The following is a 25,583-nucleotide window of genomic DNA, read 5'->3' as shown; positions in this document are numbered from 1 at the left end:
CAGCATGAACGAAGCGTCAAAGGCAGGCATGGATATGTACACCGCAACCGGTCGCAAGACCAAGTCCGACGAGATGGCCACGTACGCACCACTGGTGCGCCGCATTGCCAACCAGATGATGGTCAAGTTGCCGGCCAGCGTTGAGCTGGACGACCTGATCCAGGCTGGCATGATGGGCTTGCTCGATGCGCTGTCGCGCTATGAGGAAACGCAGGGCGTGCAGTTCGAGTTCTACGCGGCCCAGCGTATTCGCGGCGCGATCCTGGACGAACTGCGCGGCTCGGACTGGCTGCCGCGCGGCCTGCGCCGCAACGCACGCACGATCGAGCAGGCGATCCAGAAGCTGCAGCAGCAGAAGGGCCGCGCGCCCACGGAAACCGAGATTGCCGCGGCGCTGGGCATGTCGCTGGCCGAATACCAGAAGCAACTGGTCGACCTGCAAGGCAGCCAGCTGCTGTATTACGAAGATTTCGACCGCGAAGACGCCGACGCCTTCATCGAGAACCGCGCGCCCGAGAACGACGCCACGCCGCTGGACCAACTGCTGGACCACGACCTGCGCGAATCGGTTGTTGCCGCCATCGAGGCACTGCCCGAGCGCGAAAAGCTCATGATGAGCCTCTACTACGAGCAGGATCTGAACCTGCGTGAAATCGGCGCCGTGATGGGCGTGTCGGAATCGCGCGTGTGCCAGATCCACAGCCAGGCCATCGCCCGCATCCGCTCGCGCCTGCGTGATCGCGCATGGCTGCCGACGCCGACCTGAACTGAGGTCTGCTGAGCGCCACTGACAAAACCTTTTTGCTTTGCTGGGTTTGTTGGCGGCTCCCGGTTCAGCTTTACCTGCCAGGTATTTCTACTGCGCGGCCAGCGACTCATGTCGCGGCCGCGCTTTTTCTTTGGCGCGTCGTTCACGCGGGCACGCGTGGTGTGAAGAGGTGGATGACGACGCACATACGTTTAAGAACGCAAAATATGTACACAAAAAACGTATTGAATTGTTGACAGAAAAATGGCGCCCCTCCAAGATTCCGGCAAATACGCGGCATCACGCCGCATGAATGCCGGCGGATGCAATCCGCCCCATCCGCCTAAAGCACGCTCCCGGCATTGACACGAGAGCGGCCCCAGGAGACAGACAATGCGCCAATCCCCCGGCCAACCCTCGCCTTCTTCGTCGACAATCGCCGACACCGTTGCCGATCCCGTCAACGAGCTTCTGCCGCTGCCCCGTCTGTTCGCACTTGGCCTGCAACACCTGTTGGTGATGTACGCCGGGGCGATTGCCGTGCCGCTGATTGTCGGCAATGCGCTTGGCCTGTCGAAGAGCGATCTCTCGTACCTCGTCAATTGCGACCTGTTTGCGGCTGGGATCGGCACGCTCATCCAATCGCTCGGTTTCCTGATCTTCGGGATCCGCCTGCCGGTGATGATGGGTGTCACATTTGCTGCGGTGGCACCGATGATCGCCATTGGCGTGGAGCCCGGCATGGGGCTGCCCGGCATTTTTGGGGCGTCCATCGTTTCTGGTGTGTTCGGCATTGCCATTGCGCCGCTGATGGGCCGGTTGCTGGGCCTGTTCCCGCGCGTGGTGACGGGCACGGTCATCATGCTGATCGGCTTTTCGCTGCTGAGCGTAGGCATCAACTGGGCCGCGGGCGGTCAGCAGATGATTCCGCAGGTGGTCGACGGCGTGAAGCACATGGTGCCGAACCCGGCGTTCGGCGATCCATTCGGTCTGGCCATTGCAGCGCTCGTGCTAGTGACGATCCTGCTGCTCACCAAGTTCGGTAACGCACTGCTATGCAATATCGCGGTGCTGCTTGGCATCGTGACGGGCACGCTGGTGGCGGCGGCGTTTGGCAAGGTGTCGCTGGCCGACGCAAGCGCCGCGCCGCTGATGACGCTGGTGACGCCGTTCCACTTTGGCATGCCGAAGTTCGAGCTGTCGGCCATCATCTCGATGTGCATCGTGATCGTGATCACGCTGGTGGAATCAACCGGCATGTTCCTCGCGTTGTCGCACGTGGTGGGCAAGCCCATCTCGCGCAACGAACTCACCAACGGCCTGCGTGCCGACGGTCTGGCGACGGTGGTGGCGGGGGTGTTCAACACGTTTCCGCATACGTCGTTTTCGCAGAACATCGGGCTGGTGTCGATCACGGGCGTGCGTTCGCGCTATGTGGCGGCCGCCGGCGGGTTGCTGCTGATCGTGCTGGGGCTGTTTCCGAAGCTGTCTTACGTGGTGGCTTCCGTGCCGCAATACGTGCTGGGCGGCGCAGGCATCGTGATGTTCGGGATGGTGGCCGCAGCCGGCATCCGCATGTTGGGCATGGTCGACTTCCAGCAGCAGCGCCACAACCTGTTGATCATCGCCGTATCGGTCGGCTTTGGCATGATGCCGACGCTGGCGCCGGCGTTCTTCCACCACTTTCCGGACTGGACGCACCCCATCACCCACAGCGGCATCGTGATGGGCACGCTGGTGGCCGTGGTGCTCAACGCATGGTTCAACGGCATTCGCGGTTCGCACGAAGTCATGCACGGCGCGGCCGCAGCTGCGCATTGAACATCCAGGCCGCGTGCCTCAGCTCGGCTTAGGTCTGCGGATCAGGTCTCGCTCAGGCTTCTTCAGCAACCGACACGCGGTATGCGGTGTGCTGCCGGTAGACCTGGCCCGGGCGGAACATGACCGATTCCGCATCGGGCATGTTGACCTGGTTCGGGAACGCACTCGCTTCCAGGCATAAGCCGCTGCGTAGCGCGTGCGTGCCAGCCAGCTTGTGGCCCGAATAGAACTGCAGCCCGCGCTGATCGGTGAGTACCGTCAATTCGCGCCCGCTGCCGGGGTCATACAGCCGGGCGACAGGGCGCACCTGCGAGCGCTCCTCCGGCGCCGTATTGCGCAGCACAAAGCAGTGGTCGAACCCGCCGGCCTGCGCGAGTTGCGCGTTAGGCCAGTCCAGCCGTACCCCGATGGGCGCGCCCTGACGAAAATCGAACGCCGTGCCCGCAACGCTGGCTGTTCGTGTCGGGATCAGCTTGGCATCGACTTCCAGATACGCGTCGGCATCGATCGACAGGATGTGGCCCTTGATGTCGGTGCCGGGCTTGCCGCTCAGGTTGAAATACCCGTGGCTTGTCAGGTTGATCGGCGTGGGCGCATCGGTCCGGGCTTCGTAGTCGATCGACAGCGTGCCATCGTCGTCAAGCGCATAGCGAACCTGGACGGCGACGTTGCCGGGGAATCCCGCATCGCCTTCCGGGGAGTTGAGCCGCATGACCAATGCGCCGTCGTGATCCTCGGCGTGCCATAGCGCCCGATGAAACCCGCTCGCCCCCCCATGGAGCAGATTGCCGCCTTCATTGCGATCGAGGGCGTAGTCGATGCCGTCGAGCGTGAACCGCGCGCCCGCGATCCGGTTCGCCCAGCGTCCGATCAATCCGCCCAGATAGCCTGGTGATTCAAGGTAGGCGGCAGGTGTCGCATGGTTCAGGAGAATCTCGCCCAGACGCCCGCCGCGGTCAGGCGCTTGCCAGGAGACGAGCGTCGCCCCCAGGTCGCTGATCGAAACGCGCATGCCCAAGGCATTGCGCAGCGTGAACAGCCGAACCGGTTCACCGCCCGGCAGTTGTCCCCATATTGCTGATGAGATGGCGCCGTCGAGCGGCGCGTGTGCGGACAGCGCTGACGCGATGCTCATGATTGGCCCTCTGTGATGGTGCGTTCCTGGTATTCGCGTGGCGTGCAATCCAGCTCGCGTCGGAATACGGCGTGCATGTATTGCGGGGAGGTAAAGCCGCAGCGCACCGCCACCTCGGCGGTGGCGACATCACGGCTGGCCAGCATGTGCTTGGCGGCGTCGAGCTTATGGCGAAGGATTTCCTGGTGCACGGTGCAATTCAATTCACGACGAAAGTGTTCTTCGAGCGATGACCGCGAGATACCGACGTAGTCCGCGACCTGCTCGGTCTTGATTCCCTGGCAGGCGTACTGCCGGATGAAGTGGCGCGCGCGCATGACATACGGGCTGGCAAGCGGCTGGTGCCGGGATGACGCCAGCACATTGATGCCCACCGGCGGCACGAGAATCTGCCGGCCTGCCAGGCGGGCACCGCCTAGCATCTGATGCAGCAGGTGTGCGGCCGTGCGCCCCATCTCCACGGTGCCCTGAATGACGGACGACAGCGGGATGCGGCTCAAGGTGCGTGTGAGCGGATCGTTGTCGATGCCGATGATGGCGACTTCCTCCGGCACGGCCAAGCCTGCCGTCATGCAGGCCTGCAGCAGGTGCCGGGCTCGCGCATCCGTCACGGCGATGATGCCGATGGGCTTGGGCAAGGCGCGCAGCCATTCAATCAACTGACCGATCGCCTGATGCCAGGTCGGCGCGCTGGTCGAGAGGCCCCGGTAAATCTCCTGCTCAATCGGGGCGGTGGGATTGTCCTGCCGGCGCAAGCGTGTAAAGGCGAGTTCGCGCTGCTGTGCCCAGCGGTTCTCTGGCGCCTGGGGCAGGCTGTACAGCGCAAAGTGCTGCAGGCCGGCTTCGATCAGGTGCCGGTAGGCCAGCGAGACCAGCTTGCCGTTGTCCGTTGCGACGTAAGGCTCTTTTGCCGGGTATTGCGTTGCATCTTCATACGATGAGCCGACGGCCACCACCGGTAGCGGGCAACCGCGCAGCGCTTCGGCGACGGCGGGGTCGTCGAAATCCGCAATGATGCCGTCGCCGTCAAAGCGCTCGATGCCGGGTAGGCGGCAGCGGAAATCCTCTTCCAGAAACAAGTCCCACGTCACGCGGGTGGAGCGCATGTAGTCGCCAATGCCCGCGATGATCTCGCGGTCATACACCTTGTTGGCATTGAACAGCAGCGCAATGCGATGAATGCGCGCGTGCTGCGATGGATCGGACGGTTGACGTTGCATGGTGGCTCGGGCCGCTCGCGATGGCAGTGGTTGCCAAACGGCTGCAGCGCTGGGGCGTGCTGCGCGCTTGCACATTCTATTGGCTACGTGGGGCGCTGTCAGACGATCGCAGCGGGGTGGCAAGAAATGTTAGGGCGGTTGGGCAATTTCGTAATTGCCCGTGCTGAGCGGCCGCATCACCATGCGATGGCCGTCGAGCCGGGCGAGATCACTATTGCGGCGCACCACGCGCACCGTCGGCCTAGGGGTATCCACCAACAATAGAAGATGGAGTGAGACATGAAATCGAACCAACGCCGTAGTGTTCTGAGGGCCGCCTTTTGCGGTGCAATGCTCGCCAGCCTGTCGATTGCAGCGCCGCTGGCGCACGCCAGCAAGGCGCATCCGGAAATCGGCTTTTGTATCGACGACCTGCGCGTGGAGCGCTGGTCGCGCGACCGCGACTACTTCGTCGCCGCCGCAGAAAAGCTGGGTGCCAAGGTGTCGGTGCAATCGGCGGATGCCAGCGAGCAACGCCAGATCTCCCAGATCGAGAACCTGATCTCGCGCGGCGTCGACGTGATCGTCATCGTGCCGTTCAACTCCAAGGCGCTGACCAATGTGGTGGCCGAAGCCAAGAAGGCCGGCATCAAGGTGGTGTCGTACGACCGCCTGATTCTCGATGCAGATGTTGACGCCTATATCTCCTTCGACAACGAGAAGGTGGGCGAGCTGCAAGCGCAGGGCGTGTTCAACGTGCGCCCGAAGGGCAACTACTTCCTGCTGGGCGGCGCGCCGACGGACAACAACGCGAAGATGCTGCGGCAGGGTCAGCTGAAGGTGCTGCAACCTGCCATCGACCGCGGCGACATCAAGGTCGTCGGCTCGCAATGGGTGCCCGAGTGGAGCGCGTCTGCTGCGCTGGGTATTGTTGAAAACGCGCTGACAGCGAACAACAACAAGATCGATGCCGTGGTTGCGTCCAACGACGGCACGGCAGGTGGCGCGATCCAGGCACTGGCTGCACAGAAGCTCGCCGGCAAAGTGCCGGTGTCGGGGCAGGATGCAGACCTTGCTGCCGTCAAGCGCGTGATTGCGGGCACGCAGACTATGACGGTCTACAAGCCGCTCAAGCTGATTGCCACTGAAGCCGCGCAGCTTTCCGTGGCACTCGCCAAGGGTGATAAGCCCAAGTACAACGCACAGTACGACAACGGCAAGAAGAAGGTCGACACGGTGTTGCTGCAACCCACCCAACTCACGAAGGACAACGTCAACCTGGTGGTGAAAGACGGCTTCTACACGCAGGCTCAGATCGGCGGCGGCCAGTAAGGTCGCGCAGCCAGGGCCACTTTGTGCCGGCGACGAGCCAACGCTTTGTCGCCGGCCGCGTTCGTACCTCAAGGACGAGGCATGTCTGAACCTCTGTTGCAGATGCGCGGCATCGTCAAGACGTTTGACGGTGTGAAGGCGCTCGACGGTATCAACCTGGTCGTGAGGCCAGGCGAGTGTGTTGGCCTGTGCGGCGAGAACGGCGCCGGAAAATCGACGCTCATGAAGGTGCTTTCGGGTGTGTACCCGAGCGGCACCTGGGATGGCGAAATCCTCTGGGAGGGGCAGCCGCTCCGCGCGAGCGGTATTCGCGACACCGAGCGGGCGGGCATCGTCATCATCCACCAGGAACTGATGCTGGTGCCGGAATTGTCGGTGGCTGAGAACATCTATCTCGGCAACGAGATCACGCTGCCTGGCGGCCGCATGAACTACGCGGCGATGTACCAGGGCGCGGACAAGCTGCTGCGCGACCTGAACATCCAGGGCATCAACGTGGCGTTGCCCGTGATGCACTACGGCGGCGGCCATCAGCAATTGATTGAGATCGCCAAGGCGCTCAACAAGCGCGCCAAGCTGCTGATTCTGGACGAGCCATCGTCGTCGCTTACGGCGGCTGAAACGCGCATCCTGCTCGATATCGTGCGTGATCTGAAGGCGCGCGGCATTGCGTGTGTCTATATCTCGCACAAGCTCGACGAGGTGGAAGCAGTGTGCGATACGGTCACCGTCATCCGCGACGGCCGCCATGTGTCGACCGCGCCGATGCAAGACCTGACCACCGACCTCATCATCGCCCAGATGGTCGGGCGCGAGATCACGCAACTGTTCCCGCGCGAACCCCATCCCATCGGGGAGGTTGTTTTCGAGGCGCGCAATGTGACGTGCTATGACGCGAACAACCCGACTCGCAAGCGGGTCGACGATGTGTCCTTTTCGGTGCGGCGTGGCGAAATTCTTGGCGTGGCTGGGCTGGTCGGTGCAGGGCGCACAGAGCTGATGCAGGCAGTGTTTGGCGCGTATGAAGGCGCCAGCGAAGTCGAGCTTGTACTTGACGGCAAACCGTTGAAAGTCCGCGCGCCACTTGATGCCATTCGTGCGGGTATCGCGATGGTGCCGGAAGACCGAAAACGTCACGGCATCGTCTCGCTGATGAGCGTCGGACACAACATCACGCTTGCCGTCCTCCAGCGTTTTTCGCGTCTCGGGCGCATCGATGGCGCGGCCGAACTCGACACGATCCGCAAAGAGATGCGGCGGCTTGCCGTGCGTGCCGCGCATCCGATGCTGCCGATTGCCAGCCTGTCTGGCGGCAATCAGCAAAAGGCCGTCCTCACCCGGATGCTGCTCACCGAGCCGCGCGTCCTGATTCTGGATGAGCCCACGCGCGGCGTGGATGTCGGCGCCAAGTACGAGATCTACAAGCTGATCGGCGATCTCGCCAAGCGCGGCATGGCCATCATCGTGATCTCGTCGGAGTTGCCCGAAGTGCTTGGCATTTCGGACCGCGTGCTCGTGATCGGCGAGGGGGAACTGCGCGGCGACTTCGTGAACGACGGACTGACGCAGGAACACATTCTGACCGCCGCCATTCAGCCAGTCCGGCACACACCCAGGCACGCACCCACTTTCCATCAGGTAGGTCACGTATGACTTCTCAAACGAGCCCACAAGCCGCCGGCGGGGTGGGCGATTCGCGCAACACGTTCAAGGCAAGCCAGCGCCTGAGGCAACTGTTCGCACGCTACAAGATCCTGGCGTTGCTGATTGCCGTGGCGGCGATCTGGCTGTTTTTTTCGATACTGACCGACGGTGCGTTTACGTCGGCCCGCAATCTCTCCAATCTGCTGCGGCAGATGTCGATCACGGGGATGCTGGCCTGCGGGATGGTGTTCGTGATCATCGCTGGCGAGATCGATCTCTCGGTCGGATCGCTGCTTGGCCTGTTGGGTGGCGTAGCTGCCATCCTGGACCAGGGACTGGGTTGGCCGATCACGGCGACGGTGCCCGTGGTGTTGCTGCTCGGCGTGGCCATGGGCCTGTTCAACGGATGGTGGTCAACCTACCGGGGCGTTCCGTCTTTCATCGTTGGCCTGGGCGGCATGCTCGCGTATCGCGGCATCCTGCTCGGCCTCACACATGGCTCAACGATTGCGCCGGTGTCGGACAGCTTCGTTCTGATTGGCCAGGGCTACCTGCCGCGCCGAGTGGGCGACCTGATGGCGGTGCTGATTTTCTGCCTGTTGATCTTCGTCGTTGTCCGGCAGCGGCGCGAGCACCGCCGTTATGAACTCGACGTTGCGCCGCTCTGGCAAGACGTCGCCAAGCTGATTGTGGCGGGCCTGGTCATCGTCGCATTTGTCGCCACGCTCAACAGCTATGGCGGCATCCCGGTGCCGGTTCTGCTCGTACTGGCGTTGCTCGGCATTTTTTCTTGGATCGCCAGCCAGACGGTGTTCGGCCGCCGTATCTACTCGGTGGGTTCAAACCTTGAGGCCACGCGCCTGTCGGGCATCAACACCGATCGCGTGAAGCTCGCCATCTTCGGGCTCATGGGCCTCATGTGTGCGTTTGCCGGCATCGTCAATACGGCGCGTCTTGCTGCAGGTTCGCCGTCTGCCGGAACCATGGGCGAACTGGATGCCATTGCGGCCTGCTTTATCGGCGGCACGTCCATGCGCGGCGGGGCGGGCACGGTCTACGGTGCGCTGGTCGGTGCGCTCGTCATGGCCAGCCTCGACAACGGCATGTCGATGCTCGATGTCGACGCCTACTGGCAGATGATCGTCAAGGGCGGCATCCTCGTGCTGGCCGTCTGGGTGGATGTCATCTCGCGCTCCGGCCGCCGCTGAGTTTGCGTTTCGGGCTTTATCCCTTTTGCTGTAACTGGAATCTCCTATGTCTTATGCGATTTATCCGAGCCTTGTTAACAAGAACGTTGTGATTACCGGCGGCGGTAGCGGCATTGGCGCCGCCATCGTTGAAGGCTTCGCGAAACAGGGCGCGCGTGTCACGTTTCTGGATATTGCGCGTGCGGACTCAGAAGCGCTGGCTGCGTCGCTGGGTGAGTGCGTGCATCCGCCGGTATTCCGCTACTGCGATCTGCGCGACATCGACGCGCTGAACACCACGTTCTCAGACATTGAAGCCGAAGCCGGCCCCATCGACGTCCTGATCAACAACGCCGCGAACGATGACCGTCATCAGATCGCAACCGTAACGCCGGCCTATTGGGACAACCGCATCGAGGTCAACCTGCGCCATCAGTTCTTCTGCGCGCAAGCCGTGCTGCCCAGCATGAAAAAGCAGGGGCGCGGCGTGATCCTGAACCTTGGGTCCATCTCATGGCACCTTGCCCAGCCGGACCTCGCCATCTACATGACGGCCAAGGCCGGCATTGAAGGCCTGACGCGCGGTCTGGCGCGCGATCTTGGCGGGTTCGGCATTCGCGTCAATTGCATTGTGCCCGGCGCGGTGCGCACGCCGCGGCAGATGGCGCTCTGGCAATCGCCCGAGAGTGAAGCCAAGCTGCTGGCCGAGCAGTGCCTGCATGAGCGTGTCGAGCCGGAACACGTGGCGCGCATGGCGCTGTTTCTTGCGTCGGACGATGCCGCGCGCTGCACGGCGCGCGAGTACTTTGTCGATGCCGGGTGGTACGGCGGATGATGGCGTCCATCGTTCCGGAATGCGTCTGGCGCGTTGACGCAACGCTTGGGGAAGGCGCGGTGTGGCATGCCGCGTCGCGCTGCGTGGTCTTTGTCGATATCAAAGGCAGGCGACTCTACCGCTATGACCCGGATACCGATGTGCGCCGCAGTTGGGTCGCGCCCGGCCAGATCGGCTTTGCGCTGCCCAGCGTTGAAGGCAGCTTGGTCTGCGGCGTGCAGGGTGGTCTCTACCGGTTCGATTTCGCAAGCGGTACCTTCAGCCGCATGCTGCCCGTCGAAACCGATCGGCCGGGAAACCGCCTGAACGACGGCTATGTCGACCGCACCGGGGCGCTGTGGTTTGGCTCGATGGACGATGCAGAGCACGAGGCGAGCGGGCAGCTCTACCGCGTCGGTCGGGATGGCCGGCTGAGCGTGCGCGATTCGGGCTACGTCATCACGAATGGCCCGACCGCGAGCCCCGACGGCCGCACGCTGTATCACACAGATACCTTGCAGCGCGCGGTCTATGCCTTCGACCTTGACGACGACGGCAGGCTGGAGCGCAAGCGCGTCTTTACCTCGATTGAGGGCACCGGCTACCCCGACGGCATGGCCGTCGATGAAGAAGGGTGCGTGTGGGTCGCGCTGTTTGGCGGAGGCCGGATCGAGCGGTTCTCGCCCGACGGCCGATGCATCGGGCGCGTCGAGTTTCCGTGTTCCAACATCACCAAGCTCGCATTTGGCGGCAATGATTTGCAGACCGTCTATGCAACCACCGCCCGAAAGGGCCTGACGGACGAGGCGTTGCAGAAGGAGCCGCTTGCCGGCGGCTTGTTCGCGTTTCGCGCGCCGGTCAAGGGGCTCCCGTCCACGGAATGTGCCGTGGACTTTTCCGCAGCGAAGACCGATCAGGCCTGACGGATGAGACCTCGTGCGGCCAGGTTGCGATAAAGGGCGCGCACACCGAACGTCCACGGTGCGATCTCCGTCGACAGGCGCACCGTGTTGACCAGCGCGCCGAGGGGCGGCGCGCTGATCGTCACGCGGTCGCCGAGGTGGTGCGTAAAGCCGGCACCCGGCGCGTCACGGTCCTTGATCGGCGAGAACATCGTGCCGAGAAACAGCATGAAGCCGTCCGGATACTGATGATGCGGCCCGCAGGTCTGGGCGACGAGGTCGAGCGGGTCGCGGCTGATCTCGCTCATGTGGCTCACGCCGTCGAGCACGAAGCCGTCGTCGGTGCCCTCAACGCGCAGCGAGACCTGCGTGGCGCGAATCGTGTCGATGGTGAAGTGCTCGTCAAACAGGCGCACGAACGGCCCGATGGCGCAGGAGCCGTTGTTGTCCTTGCATTTGCCCAGCAGCAGCGCGGAGCGGCCTTCGATGTCCCGCAGATTCACGTCGTTGCCCAGCGCCGCCCCCACGACATGCCCCGTGCTGCTGACCGCCAGCACGATCTCCGGCTCCGGGTTGTTCCAGCGTGAGGCCGGATGCAGGCCCACATCGGCCCCGAACCCGACTGCCGACATCGGCTGCGATTTGGAGAACACTTCCGCATCGGGCCCGATGCCGACTTCCATGTATTGCGACCAGGCGCCCCGGCGCTGCAGTTCGTCCTTGAGCCGCATGGCCGCATCGGAGCCGGGCTTGATCTTCGAAAGATCGGAGCCCACCACGCCGACAATCGACTCGCGCACGTCACGGGCCTTGGCCGGGTCGCCACCAGCCTGTTCTTCGATCACACGCTCGATCAGGCTGACGGCAAACGTCACGCCGCAGGCCTTGATGGCCTGGAGGTCGTTCGGCGCAAGCAGGGTTGGCAAGGTGCCCGCGCGATCGGCAGACATGGAGCGTTCGACAAGCGCCTCGACGCGGCCCAGGTTTTCCCCAGGCGCCTGCCGGGCAACGGCCAGTGCGTCAGGATGCTCGAACAGGTCCGCCACGGTTGGCACGGCTTCTGTGATGTCGAATACGACACCGTTGCGTACCACCACGACAGACGGCCCCTCGCCGTTGGCGGTCGTGCGCCAGATCCGACCGACGAGCGTTGACTGCTCCAGATCGTGCGGCAAGTAGTTGGCGATGTCGGTCATGTGCGCTGCGCTCCGTCAATTGGACACCCTTGTTGTCAGGGAACCCGCGTGATCGTAGAGATGGCGATGCAGGGTGTCCAACACGGTGACGTAATTTCCAACCTATTGGACAATAGGCAATCAATGAGCCGGGTACGTTTCCAGTGAAGACAGGCTATGAGGTGCCAGCACTCAAGCGCATTCACGAAGTGCTGGAGATACTGTGCGCGGCGACATCACCTGTGCGACCCGCCGCGTTGGCGCAGGCGACGGGCATGTCCAGAAGCACGTTGTACCTGCTGCTGGAGTCGCTGGAAAAGCGCCGCTGGATCGAAAAGCGGGCAGACGGCTACCTGATCGGCTTGACGTTGTTTGAGCTGGGCAACGCCTATTTCCGCCACGACAGCTTGTTGGCAGCGTTCCGGCGCGAATCCGCTGCCTTCGTGTCCGCACACAACGAAGTGGTGCAGCTTGCCGTGCTCGACGGCACGGAGGTCGTCTATATCGCGCGGGAGGATGCACCGCGGCCGGTTCGCCTGGTATCGGATGTCGGCCTGCGCTTGCCGGCCCATTGCTGTGCGCTGGGCAAGGCGCTGCTTGCGAGCCTCGATGACGAAGCGGTGTGCGCGCTCCTGCCGGCCCGTCTTGCCGCCATGACGGAGCGCACCACCACGCGCCGTGCCGATCTGCTCCATGAGCTTGAGAGCATTCGCGAGCGGGGTCTGGCGACTGAGCGCGAGGAGGTGGTGGCGGGGCTCGCCTGTTTTGCGGCGTTTGTGGGCATCACGCCGCTGGGCAAGCGCGTTGCGGTGAGTTCCAGCGTGCCCGTCAGCCGGCTGGACGCCCGCAGGGAGAAGCGCCTTGTCGTCGGCGTTGCAGGCATGGCGGATCGCATCGGCCGCGCGCTCGCGCAGGCATAGCGACGGGCTGCTTTGTGGGCGGTTCCGCTATGATCGCCACTCCTCATTTTTCTTTCCTCTTTTCCCTTGGCGCGTAGGCGTTTCTCATGACCACCGGCACCACTCCTCCTCGCATGGCCGATGTTGCGCGCGTTGCCGGCGTCTCGAAGATGACGGTGTCGCGGGTGCTGGCAGGCGGCAGCGTGTCGCCCGAGACCCGTGCACGCGTGCAACAGGCCATCGACGCACTCGGCTACGTTGCAACGGCCGCCGCCGGGATGCTGTCCAGCGGACGATCGGAGTTTGTCGCCGCCTTGGTGCCTTCACTGGCCAGTTCCAACTTTGCCGACACCGTGCGCGGCTTGACGGATGCGCTTGCGCCGCATGGCCTGCAATTGCTGCTGGGTGATACCGACTACCACCTCGACCAAGAAGAGGCGCTGGTGAAGTCGCTGCTGCGCCATCAGCCGCGTGCTATCGCATTGACAGGGCGCCACCACAGTGCAGGCACGCGCGCGCTGCTGGAGCGCGCCGGCATCCCGATTGTCGAGATGTGGGATCTGCCCGACCGCCCGATCGACATGGCGGTTGGGTTCTCGAACGCCAAGGCGTCGCTCGCGATGGTGCATCACCTGCACAAGCGGGGTTACCGGCGAATCGGTTTCCTGTGCGGCGCAAGCGAACTGGACCGGCGCGGCACCGACCGCATGCGTGGATACCTAAGCGGAATTAGGGCGCTCGGCCTCGGCGAGCCGCGCGTGATCCGCCTGGGCGAATCGCCCATCACCATGAGCCACGGCGGGCCTGCCATGGCCGCGTTGCTGGAAGCCTGGCCGGATACCGATGCCGTGATGTGCGTGAGCGACATGTCCGCATTCGGCGCCATCATGGAATGCCACCGCCGCGGCCTGTCCGTGCCCGGCGACATCGCTGTTGCGGGCTTCGGCAATTTTGAAGTGGCGTGGTGCTGCCACCCGACCATCACGACGATCTCCGTCGATGCCTATGGCATCGGCCTGCGCACGGGCGAGGTCTTGCTCAACGCGCTGGGCGTTGGCGAGGCTACGGCCACGCGCAAACTCTCGCGCATCGACTTCAGCGTGGTCGAGCGCGAGAGCGCATAGCCGGCTGCTCAGTGTGCAGCGTCAATGCGAGTGCCGCGGATTGCCGCGTGTCTCGATCACATTCAAGTACAGCGTCGCCGGTTCCAAACATCCGCCCGTTGAAAGCTGCCCGACGAACTGCCGATAGAGTTCCTGCCAAGGCGTTTGCGACTGCGGCACGCTGAACGTTGCGGTTTCGCGGCGGCGCTCAAGCTCTTCCGCGTCGAGCAGTACATCGACCTTGCGCGCGTTGAGGTCCACGCGGATGCGATCGCCCGTGCGCAGCAGCGCCAAGCCCCCACCCGCGGCCGCCTCCGGCGACATGTTCAAAATGGACGGGCTTGCCGAGGTGCCGCTCTGCCGGCCATCGCCCATGCACGGCAGCGATTCGATCCCTTGCTTAACGAGCGCCGCCGGCGGCGCCATGTTGACGACCTCCGCACTGCCTGGATAGCCGACCGTTCCGCAGCCACGGATGACGAGGATGCAGCGCTCGTCAATCTCGAGCGCCGGATCGTTGATGCGGGCGTGATAGTCCTCTGGGCCATCGAAGACGATCGCGCGCGTCTCGAAAACATTTTCCGCGCCGGGTTCGCTCAGGTAGGTCTGCCGGAACGCCTCGCCCACTACCGACATCTTCATGATGGCGCTGTCAAAGAAGTTGCCCGACAGCACGATGAAGCCGGCGCGATGCTTGAGCGGCGCGTCCACAGGAAAAATCACATCGCGGTCGGCGTCGGGGGCGGCATCGGCAATCGCGCCGATCGTACGGCCAGACACGGTGGCGCAATCGCGCCGCAGCAATCCGCCCGCGTCCAGCTGGCGCAACACGGCGGGCACGCCGCCCGAGCGGTGGAAGCTCTCACCCAGGTATTCGCCCGCCGGCATGCAGTTCACCAGCAGCGGCACCGATTCTCCGTGGCGCTGCCAGTCTTCGAGGCTCAGTTCCAGGCCCATGTGGCGTGCAATGGCGATGAGGTGAGGCGGGCAGTTGGTCGACGCGCCAAGCGCCGAGGCCACCATGATGGCGTTCTCAAACGCCGCGCGCGTCATGATCTTCGAGGGGCGGATGTCTTCGCGCACGAGGTCGACGATGCGCTTGCCGGTGGTATAGGCCATCTGCCCACGCTCCCGATACGCCGCCGGAATGCTGGCGCACCCGGGCAGCGACATGCCCAGCGCTTCGGCCAGGCTGTTCATCGACAGCGCGGTGCCCATCGTGTTGCAGTGGCCGATTGATGGCGACGACGCGGTGGTCAGCTCCATGAAGCCTTCGTAGTCGATGTCGCCGGCAGCCAGTCGGTTGCGTGCATGCCAGATGACGGTGCCGGAGCCGACCCGTTTGCCCTCGTGCCAACCATCCAGCATCGGCCCGCCAGACAGGACGATGGCTGGCAGGTCGACCGTGGCGGCGGCCATCAGGCAGGCGGGCGTGGTCTTGTCGCAACCGGTGGTCAGCACAACGCCGTCAAGCGGGAAGCCGTGCAGGATCTCGACCAGACCGAGATAGGCGAGATTGCGGTCGAGCGCGGCAGTTGGGCGGCGGCTTTGCTCTGCCAGCGGGTGAACGGGAAATTCCATCGGGATGCCGCCCGCGTCGCGTATGCCGGCCTTCACACGCTGTGCCAGCTCAAGGTGGTGCCGGTTGCACGGCGCGAGGTCGCTACCCGTTTGTGCAATGCCGATGATCGGCCGGCCCGACTGCAGCTCTTCGCGTGTCAGGCCGTAGTTCATGAAGCGTTCGACATAGAGGGCAGTCATGTCTGCGTGGTTCGGATCGTCGAACCAAAGCTGGCTGCGCAGTCTGCGTGGAGGTTGGGCGGGCATGGTGTCTCGGTTGTTATGTGGAGCAGGGTTCCCTCTGCGGGGAATCGGCGTGGTGGTTATCGACGGTTTGCGCGTCAATTTTGTTACCGATAACAACGCATGGTAGAGGCGGAAGCGGATGCAGGCAAGAGCGGGCTCCCGAAGCAGTGTCGGGCCACGCTCAGGCGTGCCATATCAATGATGCGTGCGCGTTGTCAGCCCCACTTCCGGGGAGGGTGTCTGGATTTGCCGACATCCATCTGAGTGCAAGCGTTTGCCGTTTGCCGCCGAGGGAAAGCCGCCCCGGTTTCACGATTCTGCAAACAACCCGCCCTATGTTGTGCCGATCTTCGGGGGAGGATAGGGGGCTGCCATGCAGGGGTTATCTGCACGATTCGAAAAGACAGATGCGGGGCGGCGGGAAATCGCCACGCGCAGCGGCGCGCTCGGTCGTTCAAGCCGCGCGTTGCTCATCATGGTGGATGGGCAAGTCACCGGTGAGGACCTTGCCGTGCGAGCCGGCCAGCTCGGCCTGGAGGCGAAGGCCGTGTTCGAGCTGATGCAGGCAGGGTTCATTCAGCGTGCAACCGAGGCTGCCGGCGAGCAGCTCTTCGTTCAAGTGGACGTGCCGCGGCCCGAGACGCCCAGGCCCGCTGCCTCTGCCGCTCCGGCGCGCAAGCGTTCGCTGGCGGCAGCGCGCATGTATCTGATGGACATTGCGGCGCGCACATTCAGTTCGGCCGAACATCCGGTCCGCCAGCGCCTGGTCCAGGCCACCGACCGCGCTTCCGTGGAAAGCGCGTTCGATGCATTGCTGGCGGCGCTGCGCGAAGCCACATCGGCGTCGATGGTGGAACAGGTGGAAGTGTCGTTTCGCGGGTTTCTGCCGGCCGAAGAGGGCGTGGCCGGCTGATCGTTCAGGCTGCCCGTTGCGCCACGTCATCCTTGAGCAACCCCCGCGCCCGCTGATTCGACTTATAGATGTTGTCGCGCACGGGCACCGCGCCGGTCTTCACGCTGTGCACCCATTCCTGGGTCGACATCACCGCCGCAAAGCGCGACTGCAGCACCACGCTGAACACGCGGTGGATCTCTTCCGCACTCGCAAAGCCTGCCTGGTTCTGATACGGCACGGCGCCTGATGCATCGTGCAGGAACTCCACCGCCGTGCCGTTGTGCAGGGCGTGGTTGATGGTCGACGCATCGCAGTTGTGGGTCATGTAGCCGACCACGGTAAGCGTATCGATGCCGCGTGCTTCCAGCCATTGCGCCAGGTCCGTCTCCGGATAGGCGCTCGGCAGCAGTTTGCGCAGATAGTGGTCATGCGGGCGTGATGCCACCACCGGGTGCAGTTGCCAGCCGTCGGTGTCGATGGCAAACAGCGGCGAGCTGACCGGAGACGTTTGCTGCACGACGATCACCGGAATGCCCGCCTCGCGTGCGGCATCCATGGCGGCACCAACGTTGGCCACCGTCTGCTGCGGGTCCGGATACTCGATCGGCAGGCCGCCGGTGAAATATTCGTTCTGCACATCGATGACGATCAGGGCGCGCTTCGGGGCGTGGTTCGTGGTCATGGCTGACTCCTCAAGGTCGGTTGGATCGGGCATTTGCGTGAGCCCGTGGACAGCATCTTCGCGGATGGCTATCCTTCCCGATAGTGGCCCGGAAGACGTTTATCGAAAGAATCGGGCCAAAGCGCGGAGCCTGTATGAAACCCCAGCATCCCCAGCATCCCCAGCATCCCCGGGAAATCGCCGTTCTGGCCTTCAATGACATCAGCCCGTTTCACCTGTCCGTTCCATGTCTTGTGTTTGAAGACCGCATCTGGGCGGGGCTGCCGTCCTACAACCTGCGGATCTGTGCCGGCGAACCCGCCAGAAAGGGCGGCCTGCGGACCACGGCCGGGCTTGCCGTGCAGACCGATCTCACGCTCGAAGACGCAGCCCACGCCGACGTGCTGATCGTGCCGTCCTGGCGCGACACGAAAGAGCGCCCGCCGGCGGCGATGGTGAATGCGGTGCGCGACGCCTACGCGCGCGGTGCCACGGTGGTCGGCCTGTGCCTGGGCGCGTTTGTGCTGGCCGAAGCTGGCGTGCTCGACGGCCATGAAGCGACCACGCATTGGAGTGCTGCCGATGCGTTTTCGCAGCGCTACCCGCGTGTGAAGCTGGTGCCCGATGTGCTGTATCTGGACGCTGCCGACGGCCGTCTGGTGACATCTGCAGGCACGGCCGCCGGGCTGGACTGCTGCCTGCATCTGGTCCGCCGTTGGCATGGCGCGGAGGTGGCCAACCGCATCGCACGGCGGCTGGTGGTGGCGCCGCACCGGCAGGGCGGCCAGGCGCAGTACATCGAGCAACCGTTGCACGACGCGCCCGGCGGCGATCGCCTGTCGGATCTGTTGAACTGGACGGTGGCTAACCTCGCGGAGCCACATTCGCTCGATTCGCTGGCCGAGCGCGCGGCCATGAGCCGGCGCAATTTCACGCGGCGCTTTCGTGAGCTGACGGGCACCACCGTCGGCCAATGGTTGCTGGGGCAGCGTCTGGCCTATGCGCAGCGCATGCTGGAGACCACGCGCCAGCCGGTCGAAGCGATTGCGCAACTGGCGGGATTCGGCAGCGCGGTATCGCTGCGGCAGCATTTCAGCCGGACATATCACACATCGCCCAGTGCCTACCGCGCCATGTTTGCGCAGGCCTAAAAAAAAAAGCGGCTGGTCAGCCGCTGTGGTGTTTTGTTTACTTGCTCAGCTCGTGGCCGATGACGGCGCCTGCTGCGGCACCCCCGATCGTTCCGGCCGTGCTATGCGTGAGTTCGTGGCCGGCCACCCCGCCTGCTACCGCGCCACCTGCCGTGCACGCCGTGAGCGTGGGAGCCAGCACGGCAATTGCGCACACCAGCGCTGTTTTCCATGCGTTCATGATGTCCTCCTGAGTCGCCGGCCATATGCAGCGGCCGGCATATCCCTCAGTCGAGCAAGCCCCGTGCCGCGCTCACATGAACAATGGCGAGAGCGACAGATGCGACAGCGCGATCACGATCACCTGCGCAATCACCAGCAGGATCAGCGGAGACAGATCCAGCCGCCCGCCCAGCGGCGGCACCACGCGGCGGATCGGGCGCAACAGCGGGTCGACCAGCGTGTTGAGCACCGCGCCCATGGGCGATGCCGGCCCCATCCACGACAGGACGGCCGAAGCAATGGTCACCCACACCAGCACGTTGAACGCCCACTTGAGCACCGTAAAGAGCGCCGCCACAAAGCCCATCGGCACGAGCGCCATCGGGCTCACGCCCACCGATGCCAGCAGCAGGAACAGATACACAAGTGCCGTGGCATAGGCTGCCACCAGCGACGACCAATCGATATAGCCCGTGGCCGGAATCACGCGGCGCAGCGGGTGCACCAGCCAGCCGGTCAACTGGAAGATCGCCTGCGACAGCGGATTGCGCGGCGACAGCCGCACCGCTTGCGTCCAGGCGCGCAACAGCAGTGCGGCGCCAAAGAGCGAGAAGATCGTGTCGAGCAGAAAACGCGTGATATCGCCGAACATGCGTCCGGTTCTCCTATGGTCAGGTCTGGCAAAAGCGCGCGGCGAACGCGGCGCGCTGGGGCGCGGTATTGTCGCACGTCAATCTGACGACCCTCTGTGCGGCTGTGCCCCTGCGCGCGGGCGGCGCATTCGCGTATTGTGATGCCCGTTCGCTGTCTTTCCTGCCAGGAGACCTGCCTTGAAGCAAACCCTGTTTCGCGCGTTGTTGTCGCTGGCGTGCCTGTCTGCCGTGCCGCACGTGTATGCGCAGGCCGATACCACGTTCACCGTCGAATCGTCTGCCTTTGCCGACAACGGCGTCATGGACCGCAAATACGCCGGGAAGAACCCGGCTAACGCCAATTGCACGGGCGAGAACGTCTCGCCGCCGCTGCACTGGTCCAACGTGCCGGCCGGCACCAACAGCCTCGTGCTGATCGCAACCGACCCGCAGGGCGCCGGTGGCCTGGGCGTGAACCACTGGATGGTCTATGGCATTCCCGCTACGCAGACGAGCCTGCCGGAAGGTGCCGGCACCGGCGGTGCCTTGCGCATGGGCCAGAACGCCATCGGCAAGCCAGCGTACCTTGGGCCGTGTCCGCCCAAGGGCACGGGCATGCACCACTACGTCTTTGTGCTGATCGCCACCGATCTGGCGCCGGACGCGCTGCCCAATGGGCTTACGCGCGCTGAACTGGATGCGGCAATCAAGGGGCACAGCAAAGGCGCCGCCGCCTGGATTGGTAGGTTCGGCAACTTCTGATGGATGCGAGGCCGCCAACGTCAGCCCGGCGCTGCAGTTGCGGCCAACTCCGCCAGATACGCCCACGGATAGATGCCGCGCGCATGCCCATCGCTGAACACCAGTTGCACGCCGTAACCAGCGGGCTCGACGGCGGTAACGCGCACGGCGGCCGGCACGTTGATCGGCGTGCCGTGATGGCGTTTGAACTGGCACTCCGCGCAGCGGCACGCCCCGCGCAACGCCGCGTGGTCGAGTGTGACGACGGCATCTGCCCAGTGCAGCCGCAGCCGGCCTTGTGCGATGTCGTTGTCGATGCGCTCAGGCGGCAGCACGGGCGATCTCGATCTGTGTCAATGCGATCCGCACGGCCTTGACGACCTCCGGGTCGCTGTCGGTTTCTGCGCTGTGCAGGGCGGGCAGGGCAGCGGCTTCGCCGATTTCGCCCAAGGCGAGCGCGGCTTCCTTGCGCAGATTGCTGATCGGGTGCGTGAGCAACGCGGCGAGCACGTTAACAGCATGCGCAGCACGCCAACGGCCGAGCGCGCGGGCTGCATGCAGGCGGACTTGCCAATACGCATCGGCCAGCACTTCGACCAACGCCTGCGTGACATGCGCATCGGGAGCGAGCGCCCGCAGCTTGCCGAGGGTGTTGGCGCTCTCCTCACGCACGCGCCAGGCGGTGTCGTGCAGCGCATCGAGCAGCGCGGGCAGCACGGCGGCATCGGTCGCAAGGCCGAGCGCGCCGACTGCGGCACGGCGCACGTCGACATCCGCGTCATGACGTGCGCGTTCCGCCAGCGCAGGCAATGCGCCCACATGCTTGCGCCAGCCGAGCACTGCAACGGCCTCGCGGCGCACGGCGGCGTCGGCGTCTTGCAGAGCGTGCAGTGCGGGCGCTTCGCTTGCAGGCACGCGCAACTCACGCAGCCCGCGCAACGCAGCGGCGCGTACAAAGGCGCTTGCGTGTTCCACGTAAGGCAGCAGCGCGGGCGCGGAGTCGGGCGATTTCAAATCCGCGATGCCGATTGCCGCGGCCTCACGCACGGTGCCATCCACGTCTTCCAACGCGCGGGCGAGTGCGGCTACCGTAACCGGCTGTTCCCACGTCGCCAGGATGCGCGCGGCTTCCAGGCGGACTTCCGGCGAGGGGTCCTGCGCAAGTAGCGTGATCACATCGGGAAGGGCGTCGGCATCCTCTTCATCTGCAAGCTGGAGGAGGGCGATGCGGCGGGTGGCGGCGTCTGCGTCGTGCAGGCGCGCCAGGAGGGTTGTCGTCATTGCCACCTCAACGCAGCAGATACGGGATGTCGACCTTCACCGCGCCGGTCGGGCAGTCCTGCTCGCAGGGCATGCAGTACCAGCATTCGTCGAATTGCATGAAGGCCTTGCCCTTGGTCAGGTCGATGGCGAGCAGGTCGAGCGGGCAGACGTCGACGCACACGGTGCAGCCCTTGTCGGCAATGCACTTGGCTTCGTCGATGGTGACGGGCGCGCTGCTGCGCGAGGCGATGTCGTGCGGCGTGTGGGTGAACTGAACGGTCGTCTGTTGCATGGTCATGCAGCCTTCGGAATGCGCATCTGCGCGTAGGAATCGGTGCCAAGCGCATCGACAGGGATGACGTACGGTTCAACAGCCTGCTTGCGGCTGGCCATGACGCCATGTGCGTCCTTGTATAAGCGCGTGTGGCAGAACCAGTTGGCGTCGTCGCGTTCGGGATAGTCCACGCGATGGTGATACAGGCCCCAGCGGCTCTCGGTGCGGAAGAGCGAGGCGCGCGCGGCCATCTCAGCGCAATCGCGGATGAAGCTGACTTCCATTGCGCGCATCAGCTCGTGCGGGTTGCGCGCGTGCAGGTGCGTGATGTCTTCGGCAATCTCGTCGAAGCGGCGCAGGCCGATTTCCATCTTGCGCGTGACCTTGGGCGGCTGCAGGTAATCGTTCACCATGCGGCGCAGCTTGTATTCCACCTGCGCGGGGGCCAGACCGTGGTCGCGTTGCAGCGGCGCAAAGATGCGCGCATGTTCGCGTTTGATCTGTCCGCCATCGGGGCGGACGCTGCCTTGCCGGCCGGCGATGTAGTCCGCCGCGTTCTGCCCCGCAAACCAGCCATACGTGAACGCGCCGAGCATGTAGTTGTGCGGCACGGCGGCCATGTCGCCCGCCGCGTAAAGGCCTGGCACGGTGGTTTCCGCGCGCGCATTCACGTATACGCCCGAGGCGCTGTGCCCGCTGCAGAAGCCGATTTCCGAGATGTGCATCTCCACCATCTGCGTGCGGTAATCGGTGTCGCGCCCTGCATGGAAGCGGCCACGGCTGGGGCGCTCGTTGGTGTGCAGGATGGTCTCGATGGTCTGGATGGTTTCTTCGGCCAGGTGGTCGAGCTTGAGAAACACCGGCCCCTTGCCGCCCTGCAGCTCCTGATAGAACTCCCACATCATCTGGCCGCTCCAGTAGTCGCACTGGATGAAGCGTTCACCGCGCGCGTTGGCTGTGTAGCCGCCCAGCGGGCCGGTCACATACGCGCAGGCGGGGCCGTTGTAATCCTTGATGAGCGGGTTGATCTGGAAGCATTCCAGATTGGAAAGCTCCGCGCCCGCGTGATACGCCATCGCATAGCCATCGCCGGCGTTGGTGGGGTTCTCGTACGTGCCCATCAGATAGCCGGAAGCCGGCAGGCCAAGCCGCCCGGCGGCGCCGCAGCTCAGCACCACGGCCTTTGCGCGCACCACGAGGAAATCTGCCGTGCGGCAATCGAAGCCGAGCACGCCGCAGGCCGCGCCATCGGCATCCGTCAGCACACGCGTGACGACGATGCGGTTCGTGATCTCCACCCGGGCACGCTTGAGCTGCCGATACAGCACCTTCTTGATGTCGTGCCCCTCGGGCATCGGCAGCACGTAGCTTCCCATGTGATGGACTTTCTTGACGGCGTAGTCGCCGGTTTCGTCCTTCTCGAACTTCACGCCCCAGCGGTCGAGCTGTTCGATGGTGGCAAAGCTGTGCTGTGCATACGCGTACACGGCCGATTGATCGACGATGCCATCGTTGGCCAGCGTGATCTCGCGCGTGTATTGCTCCGGCGTGGCATGCCCGGGAATGACCGCATTGTTCAGCCCGTCCATGCCCATCGAGATGGCGCCGCTGCGCTTCACATGCGCCTTGTCGATCAACAGCACACGCAGTGCGGGGTTGCGCTCTTTTGCCTTGATGGCCGCCATCGGGCCGGCCGTGCCGCCGCCCACGACGACGAGGTCGTAGTCCAGTTCCAACGTGTTCATACAGTGCCTTGCAGGGGAAGGATGGATTGCGCACGCGCCGCCACCTGCCGATCCAGCCGGAGCCGGTACTGGAAGGCGTCGCCGCGAAAATAGAGGCGCTCAAAGTCGATGGGCGCGCCTCGTGCGTCATGCGTCAGGCGTTCCACGCGCAGCAGTGCCGCGCCTGCGCCTGTGTCGAGCGCGGCGGCCGTGGCGTGGTCAGCCAATGCCGCATCGATGGCCAGCGTCGCATGGCCCAGCGCCACGCCCGCGTCCTGCTCCAGCACAAGAAACACATCGCGCGTGACGAGGTCCGCCCGGCCAACGATGCTGCCCAGCGCTTCGGGCAGCCACGTCACTTCAAGGGAAACTGGCAACTGGTCCAGCAACCGCACGCGATGCAGTTCCGTGACGGCCGTACCGGGCGCCAGTTGCAATGCCTGCGCCACTGCGCCACATCGGTCGGTGCGGGGACGGTCCGCAACTTCAGCACGCGATTGCGAATGGCGTGACCTTGTGCCGACATCGCCTCGGCAAAGCCCTGCAGCGCCGTCACGTTCTGAAAGGCCTTCGGCTGGCTCACAAACGTGCCTTTTCCGTGGCGGCGGAAGATCAGCCCTTCGTTCTGCAGATCGGCCAGTGCCTGACGCACGGTGATGCGGCTGGCGTTGAACTGCTCGCCCAGCGCCGCTTCCGAAGGCAGCAGCGAGGCCGGCGCGTAGTGGCCGCTGAGAATGCCCTCGCGCAGCGTGCCCTTGATGCGCTCATAGAGCGGCGGAGCCGGTTGGCGGTGCAGATTGAGAGTCGTCATCGGGCGCGGAACTCGTCATAACAAGTGCGCCCAGTCTAAGAAGCAGCCGCATTCAGAGGAACGAAGCTTTTTCGATATGCATGCTCGGTTTTTGGCATGCGCCACCGCCACAGTTCTGGCTGAATGGGCCGCACGGGTGCCGTCACCTTGCGCGATTTTGGTGCGCTGCACGATGCGCAAACGTGTCTCTGATATCAAAACGGATATCACTTGACCCCCAAAAAAACATTAGACGGTCATGTCAGGCTGTCAATACCATGGCTCACCACGAATCACCGGCAAGGGAAGACGGGCGCCACATGCCGGGTTTGACTCGTGTACCGCGTTGCAAAGACGACGTGCGCAGCCCCGGGGGCAGTTTCCGGCTGCGTTCCACCATAACGGAGACAAACGATGGAAAAAACGAGCGCTGCGAGCGCCAGACGGACCGTGTTGACCTTCCTGGCCGCAGCCGGTGTGCTGCTGGCCACGGGCTTGACCACAGCGGCTCACGCGGCTGACAAGTCGTTCACCATGGGCTTTGCCCAGGTAGGTGCAGAGAGCGAATGGCGCACCGCCAATTCGGAATCCATCAAATCGACGGCCAAGGCGCAGGGCGTGAACCTCAAGTTCTCCGACGCGCAGCAGAAGCAGGAAAACCAGATCAAGGCGATCCGCTCGTACATCGCGCAGAAGGTCGACATCATTGCGTTCTCGCCGGTGGTGGAATCTGGTTGGGACACCGTGCTGCAAGAGGCCAAGGCCGCCAAGATTCCGGTCATCCTCACCGACCGCGGTATCGACAGCAAGGACCCCTCGCTCTACACCACGTTCATCGGTTCGGATTTCGTCGAGGAAGGCCGCAAGGCGGGCCGCTGGCTGCTGGAAAACGTCAAGCCCAAGGGCGGCGACGTGAACATCGTCGAGCTGCAAGGCACCGTGGGCTCCGCGCCCGCCATCGACCGCAAGCGCGGGTTTGAAGAAATCATCAAGGCCGACCCGCACTACAAGATCATCCGCTCGCAAACGGGCGACTTCACGCGCGCCAAGGGCAAGGAAGTGATGGAAGCCTTCCTCAAGGCCGAGGGCAAGAAGATCAACGTGCTGTTCGCGCATAACGACGACATGGCGATCGGCGCCATCCAGGCCATTGAAGAAGCCGGGCTGAAGCCGGGCAAGGACATCACCATCATTTCCATCGACGGCGTGAAGGGCGCGTTTGAAGCCATGATGGCCGGCAAGCTGAACGTGACGGTGGAATGCAGCCCGCTCCTCGGGCCGCAGCTGATGGATACCGCGCGCGCCGTGCTGGCGGGCAAGACCGTGCCCAAGCGCATCGTCACCAAGGAAGGCATCTTCCCGATGGACGTGGCGGCCAAGGAGTTTCCGAACCGTAAGTACTGAGTACTGCGTATTGCGTACTCAATTGCGTTCGCAAGCCCTTAGCTGAAGTGGAGCATGCCGGCAGGGCGAGTTACGGTGACTC

Annotated in this window: 24 protein-coding genes and 1 pseudogene; 13 read left to right on the top strand and 12 right to left on the bottom strand. The window is 64.1% G+C overall.

Annotation, left to right across the window (positions count from 1 at the left end; all coding sequences use genetic code 11):
* The first annotated feature begins 4 nt into the window (after window positions 1–4).
* Window positions 5–766 carry an RNA polymerase sigma factor FliA gene (locus tag ACTJK6_RS12095; protein ID WP_027679301.1) on the top strand — a complete coding sequence of 254 codons (762 nt, stop codon included), beginning with the start codon at window positions 5–7 and terminating at the stop codon, window positions 764–766.
* A 375-nt stretch (window positions 767–1,141) separates the two neighbouring features.
* Window positions 1,142–2,569, top strand: a complete 1,428-nt coding sequence (locus ACTJK6_RS12090; protein WP_260801420.1) for a nucleobase:cation symporter-2 family protein — start codon at window positions 1,142–1,144, stop codon at window positions 2,567–2,569.
* Window positions 2,570–2,621: 52 nt separating this feature from the next.
* Here ACTJK6_RS12090 and ACTJK6_RS12085 read toward each other — a convergent pair whose 3' ends face one another.
* Both ACTJK6_RS12085 and ACTJK6_RS12080 read right to left on the bottom strand, forming a co-directional pair.
* On the bottom strand, window positions 2,622–3,704 hold the full coding sequence (locus ACTJK6_RS12085) for an aldose epimerase family protein (RefSeq protein ID WP_440839140.1): 1,083 nt from the start codon (window positions 3,702–3,704) through the stop codon (window positions 2,622–2,624).
* The gene (locus ACTJK6_RS12080) at window positions 3,701–4,924 is read right to left on the bottom strand and encodes a XylR family transcriptional regulator (RefSeq protein WP_440839139.1); all 1,224 of its coding nucleotides are present in this window, start codon (window positions 4,922–4,924) and stop codon (window positions 3,701–3,703) included. The genes ACTJK6_RS12085 and ACTJK6_RS12080 overlap by 4 nt, the downstream gene beginning before the upstream one ends.
* Window positions 4,925–5,203: 279 nt before the next feature.
* Here ACTJK6_RS12080 and xylF point away from each other — a divergent pair, with 279 nt between their 5' ends.
* From xylF to ACTJK6_RS12055, 5 genes are all read left to right on the top strand, one after another.
* Window positions 5,204–6,235, top strand: coding sequence for a D-xylose ABC transporter substrate-binding protein (gene xylF, locus ACTJK6_RS12075; RefSeq protein ID WP_252694420.1), 1,032 nt, complete (start codon window positions 5,204–5,206; stop codon window positions 6,233–6,235).
* Window positions 6,236–6,316: 81 nt separating this feature from the next.
* Window positions 6,317–7,888 (top strand): D-xylose ABC transporter ATP-binding protein, encoded by a 1,572-nt coding sequence (gene xylG, locus ACTJK6_RS12070; protein WP_440839138.1) that lies wholly within the window; start codon window positions 6,317–6,319, stop codon window positions 7,886–7,888.
* Window positions 7,885–9,087, top strand: coding sequence for a sugar ABC transporter permease (locus ACTJK6_RS12065; protein WP_440839137.1), 1,203 nt, complete (start codon window positions 7,885–7,887; stop codon window positions 9,085–9,087). The genes xylG and ACTJK6_RS12065 overlap by 4 nt, the downstream gene beginning before the upstream one ends.
* 46 nt (window positions 9,088–9,133) lie before the next feature.
* Window positions 9,134–9,901 (top strand): SDR family NAD(P)-dependent oxidoreductase, encoded by a 768-nt coding sequence (locus ACTJK6_RS12060; protein WP_440839136.1) that lies wholly within the window; start codon window positions 9,134–9,136, stop codon window positions 9,899–9,901.
* Window positions 9,898–10,803 carry an SMP-30/gluconolactonase/LRE family protein gene (locus tag ACTJK6_RS12055; protein ID WP_440839135.1) on the top strand — a complete coding sequence of 302 codons (906 nt, stop codon included), beginning with the start codon at window positions 9,898–9,900 and terminating at the stop codon, window positions 10,801–10,803. Before ACTJK6_RS12060 ends, ACTJK6_RS12055 begins: the two co-directional genes overlap by 4 nt.
* Here ACTJK6_RS12055 and ACTJK6_RS12050 read toward each other — a convergent pair.
* Entirely contained in the window at window positions 10,794–11,978 is a 1,185-nt protein-coding gene (locus ACTJK6_RS12050; RefSeq protein WP_440839134.1) for a fumarylacetoacetate hydrolase family protein, read from the bottom strand. The genes ACTJK6_RS12055 and ACTJK6_RS12050 overlap by 10 nt on opposite strands.
* A 143-nt stretch (window positions 11,979–12,121) precedes the next feature.
* On the opposite strand from ACTJK6_RS12050, the gene ACTJK6_RS12045 reads away from it, so the two are divergent.
* Window positions 12,122–12,877: an IclR family transcriptional regulator gene (locus ACTJK6_RS12045; RefSeq protein WP_440839133.1), complete on the top strand. Its 756-nt coding sequence runs from the start codon at window positions 12,122–12,124 to the stop codon at window positions 12,875–12,877.
* An 86-nt stretch (window positions 12,878–12,963) separates the two neighbouring features.
* Complete coding sequence (locus tag ACTJK6_RS12040) at window positions 12,964–13,980, top strand: LacI family DNA-binding transcriptional regulator (RefSeq protein WP_440839132.1); 1,017 nt, start codon at window positions 12,964–12,966, stop codon at window positions 13,978–13,980.
* Between the two features lie 21 nt (window positions 13,981–14,001).
* Here the strand turns inward: ACTJK6_RS12040 and ACTJK6_RS12035 are convergent, their stop codons facing one another.
* Entirely contained in the window at window positions 14,002–15,786 is a 1,785-nt protein-coding gene (locus tag ACTJK6_RS12035; RefSeq protein WP_440477226.1) for an IlvD/Edd family dehydratase, read from the bottom strand.
* Between the two features lie 352 nt (window positions 15,787–16,138).
* Here ACTJK6_RS12035 and ACTJK6_RS12030 point away from each other — a divergent pair, with 352 nt between their 5' ends.
* The gene (locus tag ACTJK6_RS12030) at window positions 16,139–16,678 is read left to right on the top strand and encodes a hypothetical protein (RefSeq protein WP_440839131.1); all 540 of its coding nucleotides are present in this window, start codon (window positions 16,139–16,141) and stop codon (window positions 16,676–16,678) included.
* 4 nt (window positions 16,679–16,682) lie between these two features.
* On the opposite strand, the gene ACTJK6_RS12025 is transcribed toward ACTJK6_RS12030, so the two are convergent.
* Window positions 16,683–17,342, bottom strand: coding sequence for a cysteine hydrolase family protein (locus ACTJK6_RS12025; protein WP_343619124.1), 660 nt, complete (start codon window positions 17,340–17,342; stop codon window positions 16,683–16,685).
* A gap of 134 nt (window positions 17,343–17,476) precedes the next feature.
* Here ACTJK6_RS12025 and ACTJK6_RS12020 point away from each other — a divergent pair, with 134 nt between their 5' ends.
* Window positions 17,477–18,472 (top strand): GlxA family transcriptional regulator, encoded by a 996-nt coding sequence (locus ACTJK6_RS12020; protein ID WP_440839130.1) that lies wholly within the window; start codon window positions 17,477–17,479, stop codon window positions 18,470–18,472.
* A 37-nt stretch (window positions 18,473–18,509) separates the two neighbouring features.
* Here ACTJK6_RS12020 and ACTJK6_RS12015 read toward each other — a convergent pair whose 3' ends face one another.
* On the bottom strand, window positions 18,510–18,692 hold the full coding sequence (locus ACTJK6_RS12015) for a glycine zipper 2TM domain-containing protein (protein WP_092972145.1): 183 nt from the start codon (window positions 18,690–18,692) through the stop codon (window positions 18,510–18,512).
* A 72-nt stretch (window positions 18,693–18,764) separates the two neighbouring features.
* A complete protein-coding gene (locus ACTJK6_RS12010; RefSeq protein ID WP_024978452.1) occupies window positions 18,765–19,325 on the bottom strand; it encodes a YggT family protein in 561 nt (186 codons plus the stop codon).
* Window positions 19,326–19,503: 178 nt separating this feature from the next.
* On the opposite strand from ACTJK6_RS12010, the gene ACTJK6_RS12005 reads away from it, so the two are divergent.
* On the top strand, window positions 19,504–20,067 hold the full coding sequence (locus ACTJK6_RS12005; RefSeq protein WP_260801434.1) for a YbhB/YbcL family Raf kinase inhibitor-like protein: 564 nt from the start codon (window positions 19,504–19,506) through the stop codon (window positions 20,065–20,067).
* A gap of 20 nt (window positions 20,068–20,087) precedes the next feature.
* Here ACTJK6_RS12005 and ACTJK6_RS12000 read toward each other — a convergent pair whose 3' ends face one another.
* The 5 genes and pseudogenes from ACTJK6_RS12000 to ACTJK6_RS11980 form a co-directional block, all read right to left on the bottom strand.
* Window positions 20,088–20,381, bottom strand: a complete 294-nt coding sequence (locus ACTJK6_RS12000; protein WP_232039905.1) for a DUF971 domain-containing protein — start codon at window positions 20,379–20,381, stop codon at window positions 20,088–20,090.
* Window positions 20,368–21,327 carry a HEAT repeat domain-containing protein gene (locus ACTJK6_RS11995; protein ID WP_440839129.1) on the bottom strand — a complete coding sequence of 320 codons (960 nt, stop codon included), beginning with the start codon at window positions 21,325–21,327 and terminating at the stop codon, window positions 20,368–20,370. The genes ACTJK6_RS12000 and ACTJK6_RS11995 overlap by 14 nt, the downstream gene beginning before the upstream one ends.
* A gap of 7 nt (window positions 21,328–21,334) precedes the next feature.
* A complete protein-coding gene (locus ACTJK6_RS11990; RefSeq protein WP_316869736.1) occupies window positions 21,335–21,601 on the bottom strand; it encodes a 4Fe-4S dicluster domain-containing protein in 267 nt (88 codons plus the stop codon).
* 2 nt (window positions 21,602–21,603) lie between these two features.
* Window positions 21,604–23,328 carry a fumarate reductase/succinate dehydrogenase flavoprotein subunit gene (locus tag ACTJK6_RS11985; protein ID WP_440839128.1) on the bottom strand — a complete coding sequence of 575 codons (1,725 nt, stop codon included), beginning with the start codon at window positions 23,326–23,328 and terminating at the stop codon, window positions 21,604–21,606.
* Window positions 23,325–24,118 (bottom strand): annotated as a pseudogene (locus tag ACTJK6_RS11980) (GntR family transcriptional regulator). Before ACTJK6_RS11980 ends, ACTJK6_RS11985 begins: the two are co-directional and overlap by 4 nt.
* A gap of 393 nt (window positions 24,119–24,511) precedes the next feature.
* Between ACTJK6_RS11980 and ACTJK6_RS11975 the strand changes: the two are divergent.
* The gene (locus tag ACTJK6_RS11975; RefSeq protein ID WP_232039901.1) at window positions 24,512–25,501 is read left to right on the top strand and encodes an ABC transporter substrate-binding protein; all 990 of its coding nucleotides are present in this window, start codon (window positions 24,512–24,514) and stop codon (window positions 25,499–25,501) included.
* Window positions 25,502–25,583: the final 82 nt, after the last annotated feature.

Origin of the sequence: Ralstonia sp. 22086, assembly GCF_052045975.1 — a bacterium.
Taxonomy (GTDB): domain Bacteria; phylum Pseudomonadota; class Gammaproteobacteria; order Burkholderiales; family Burkholderiaceae; genus Ralstonia; species Ralstonia wenshanensis.
This window is presented reverse-complemented; position numbering and strand designations above follow the sequence as displayed.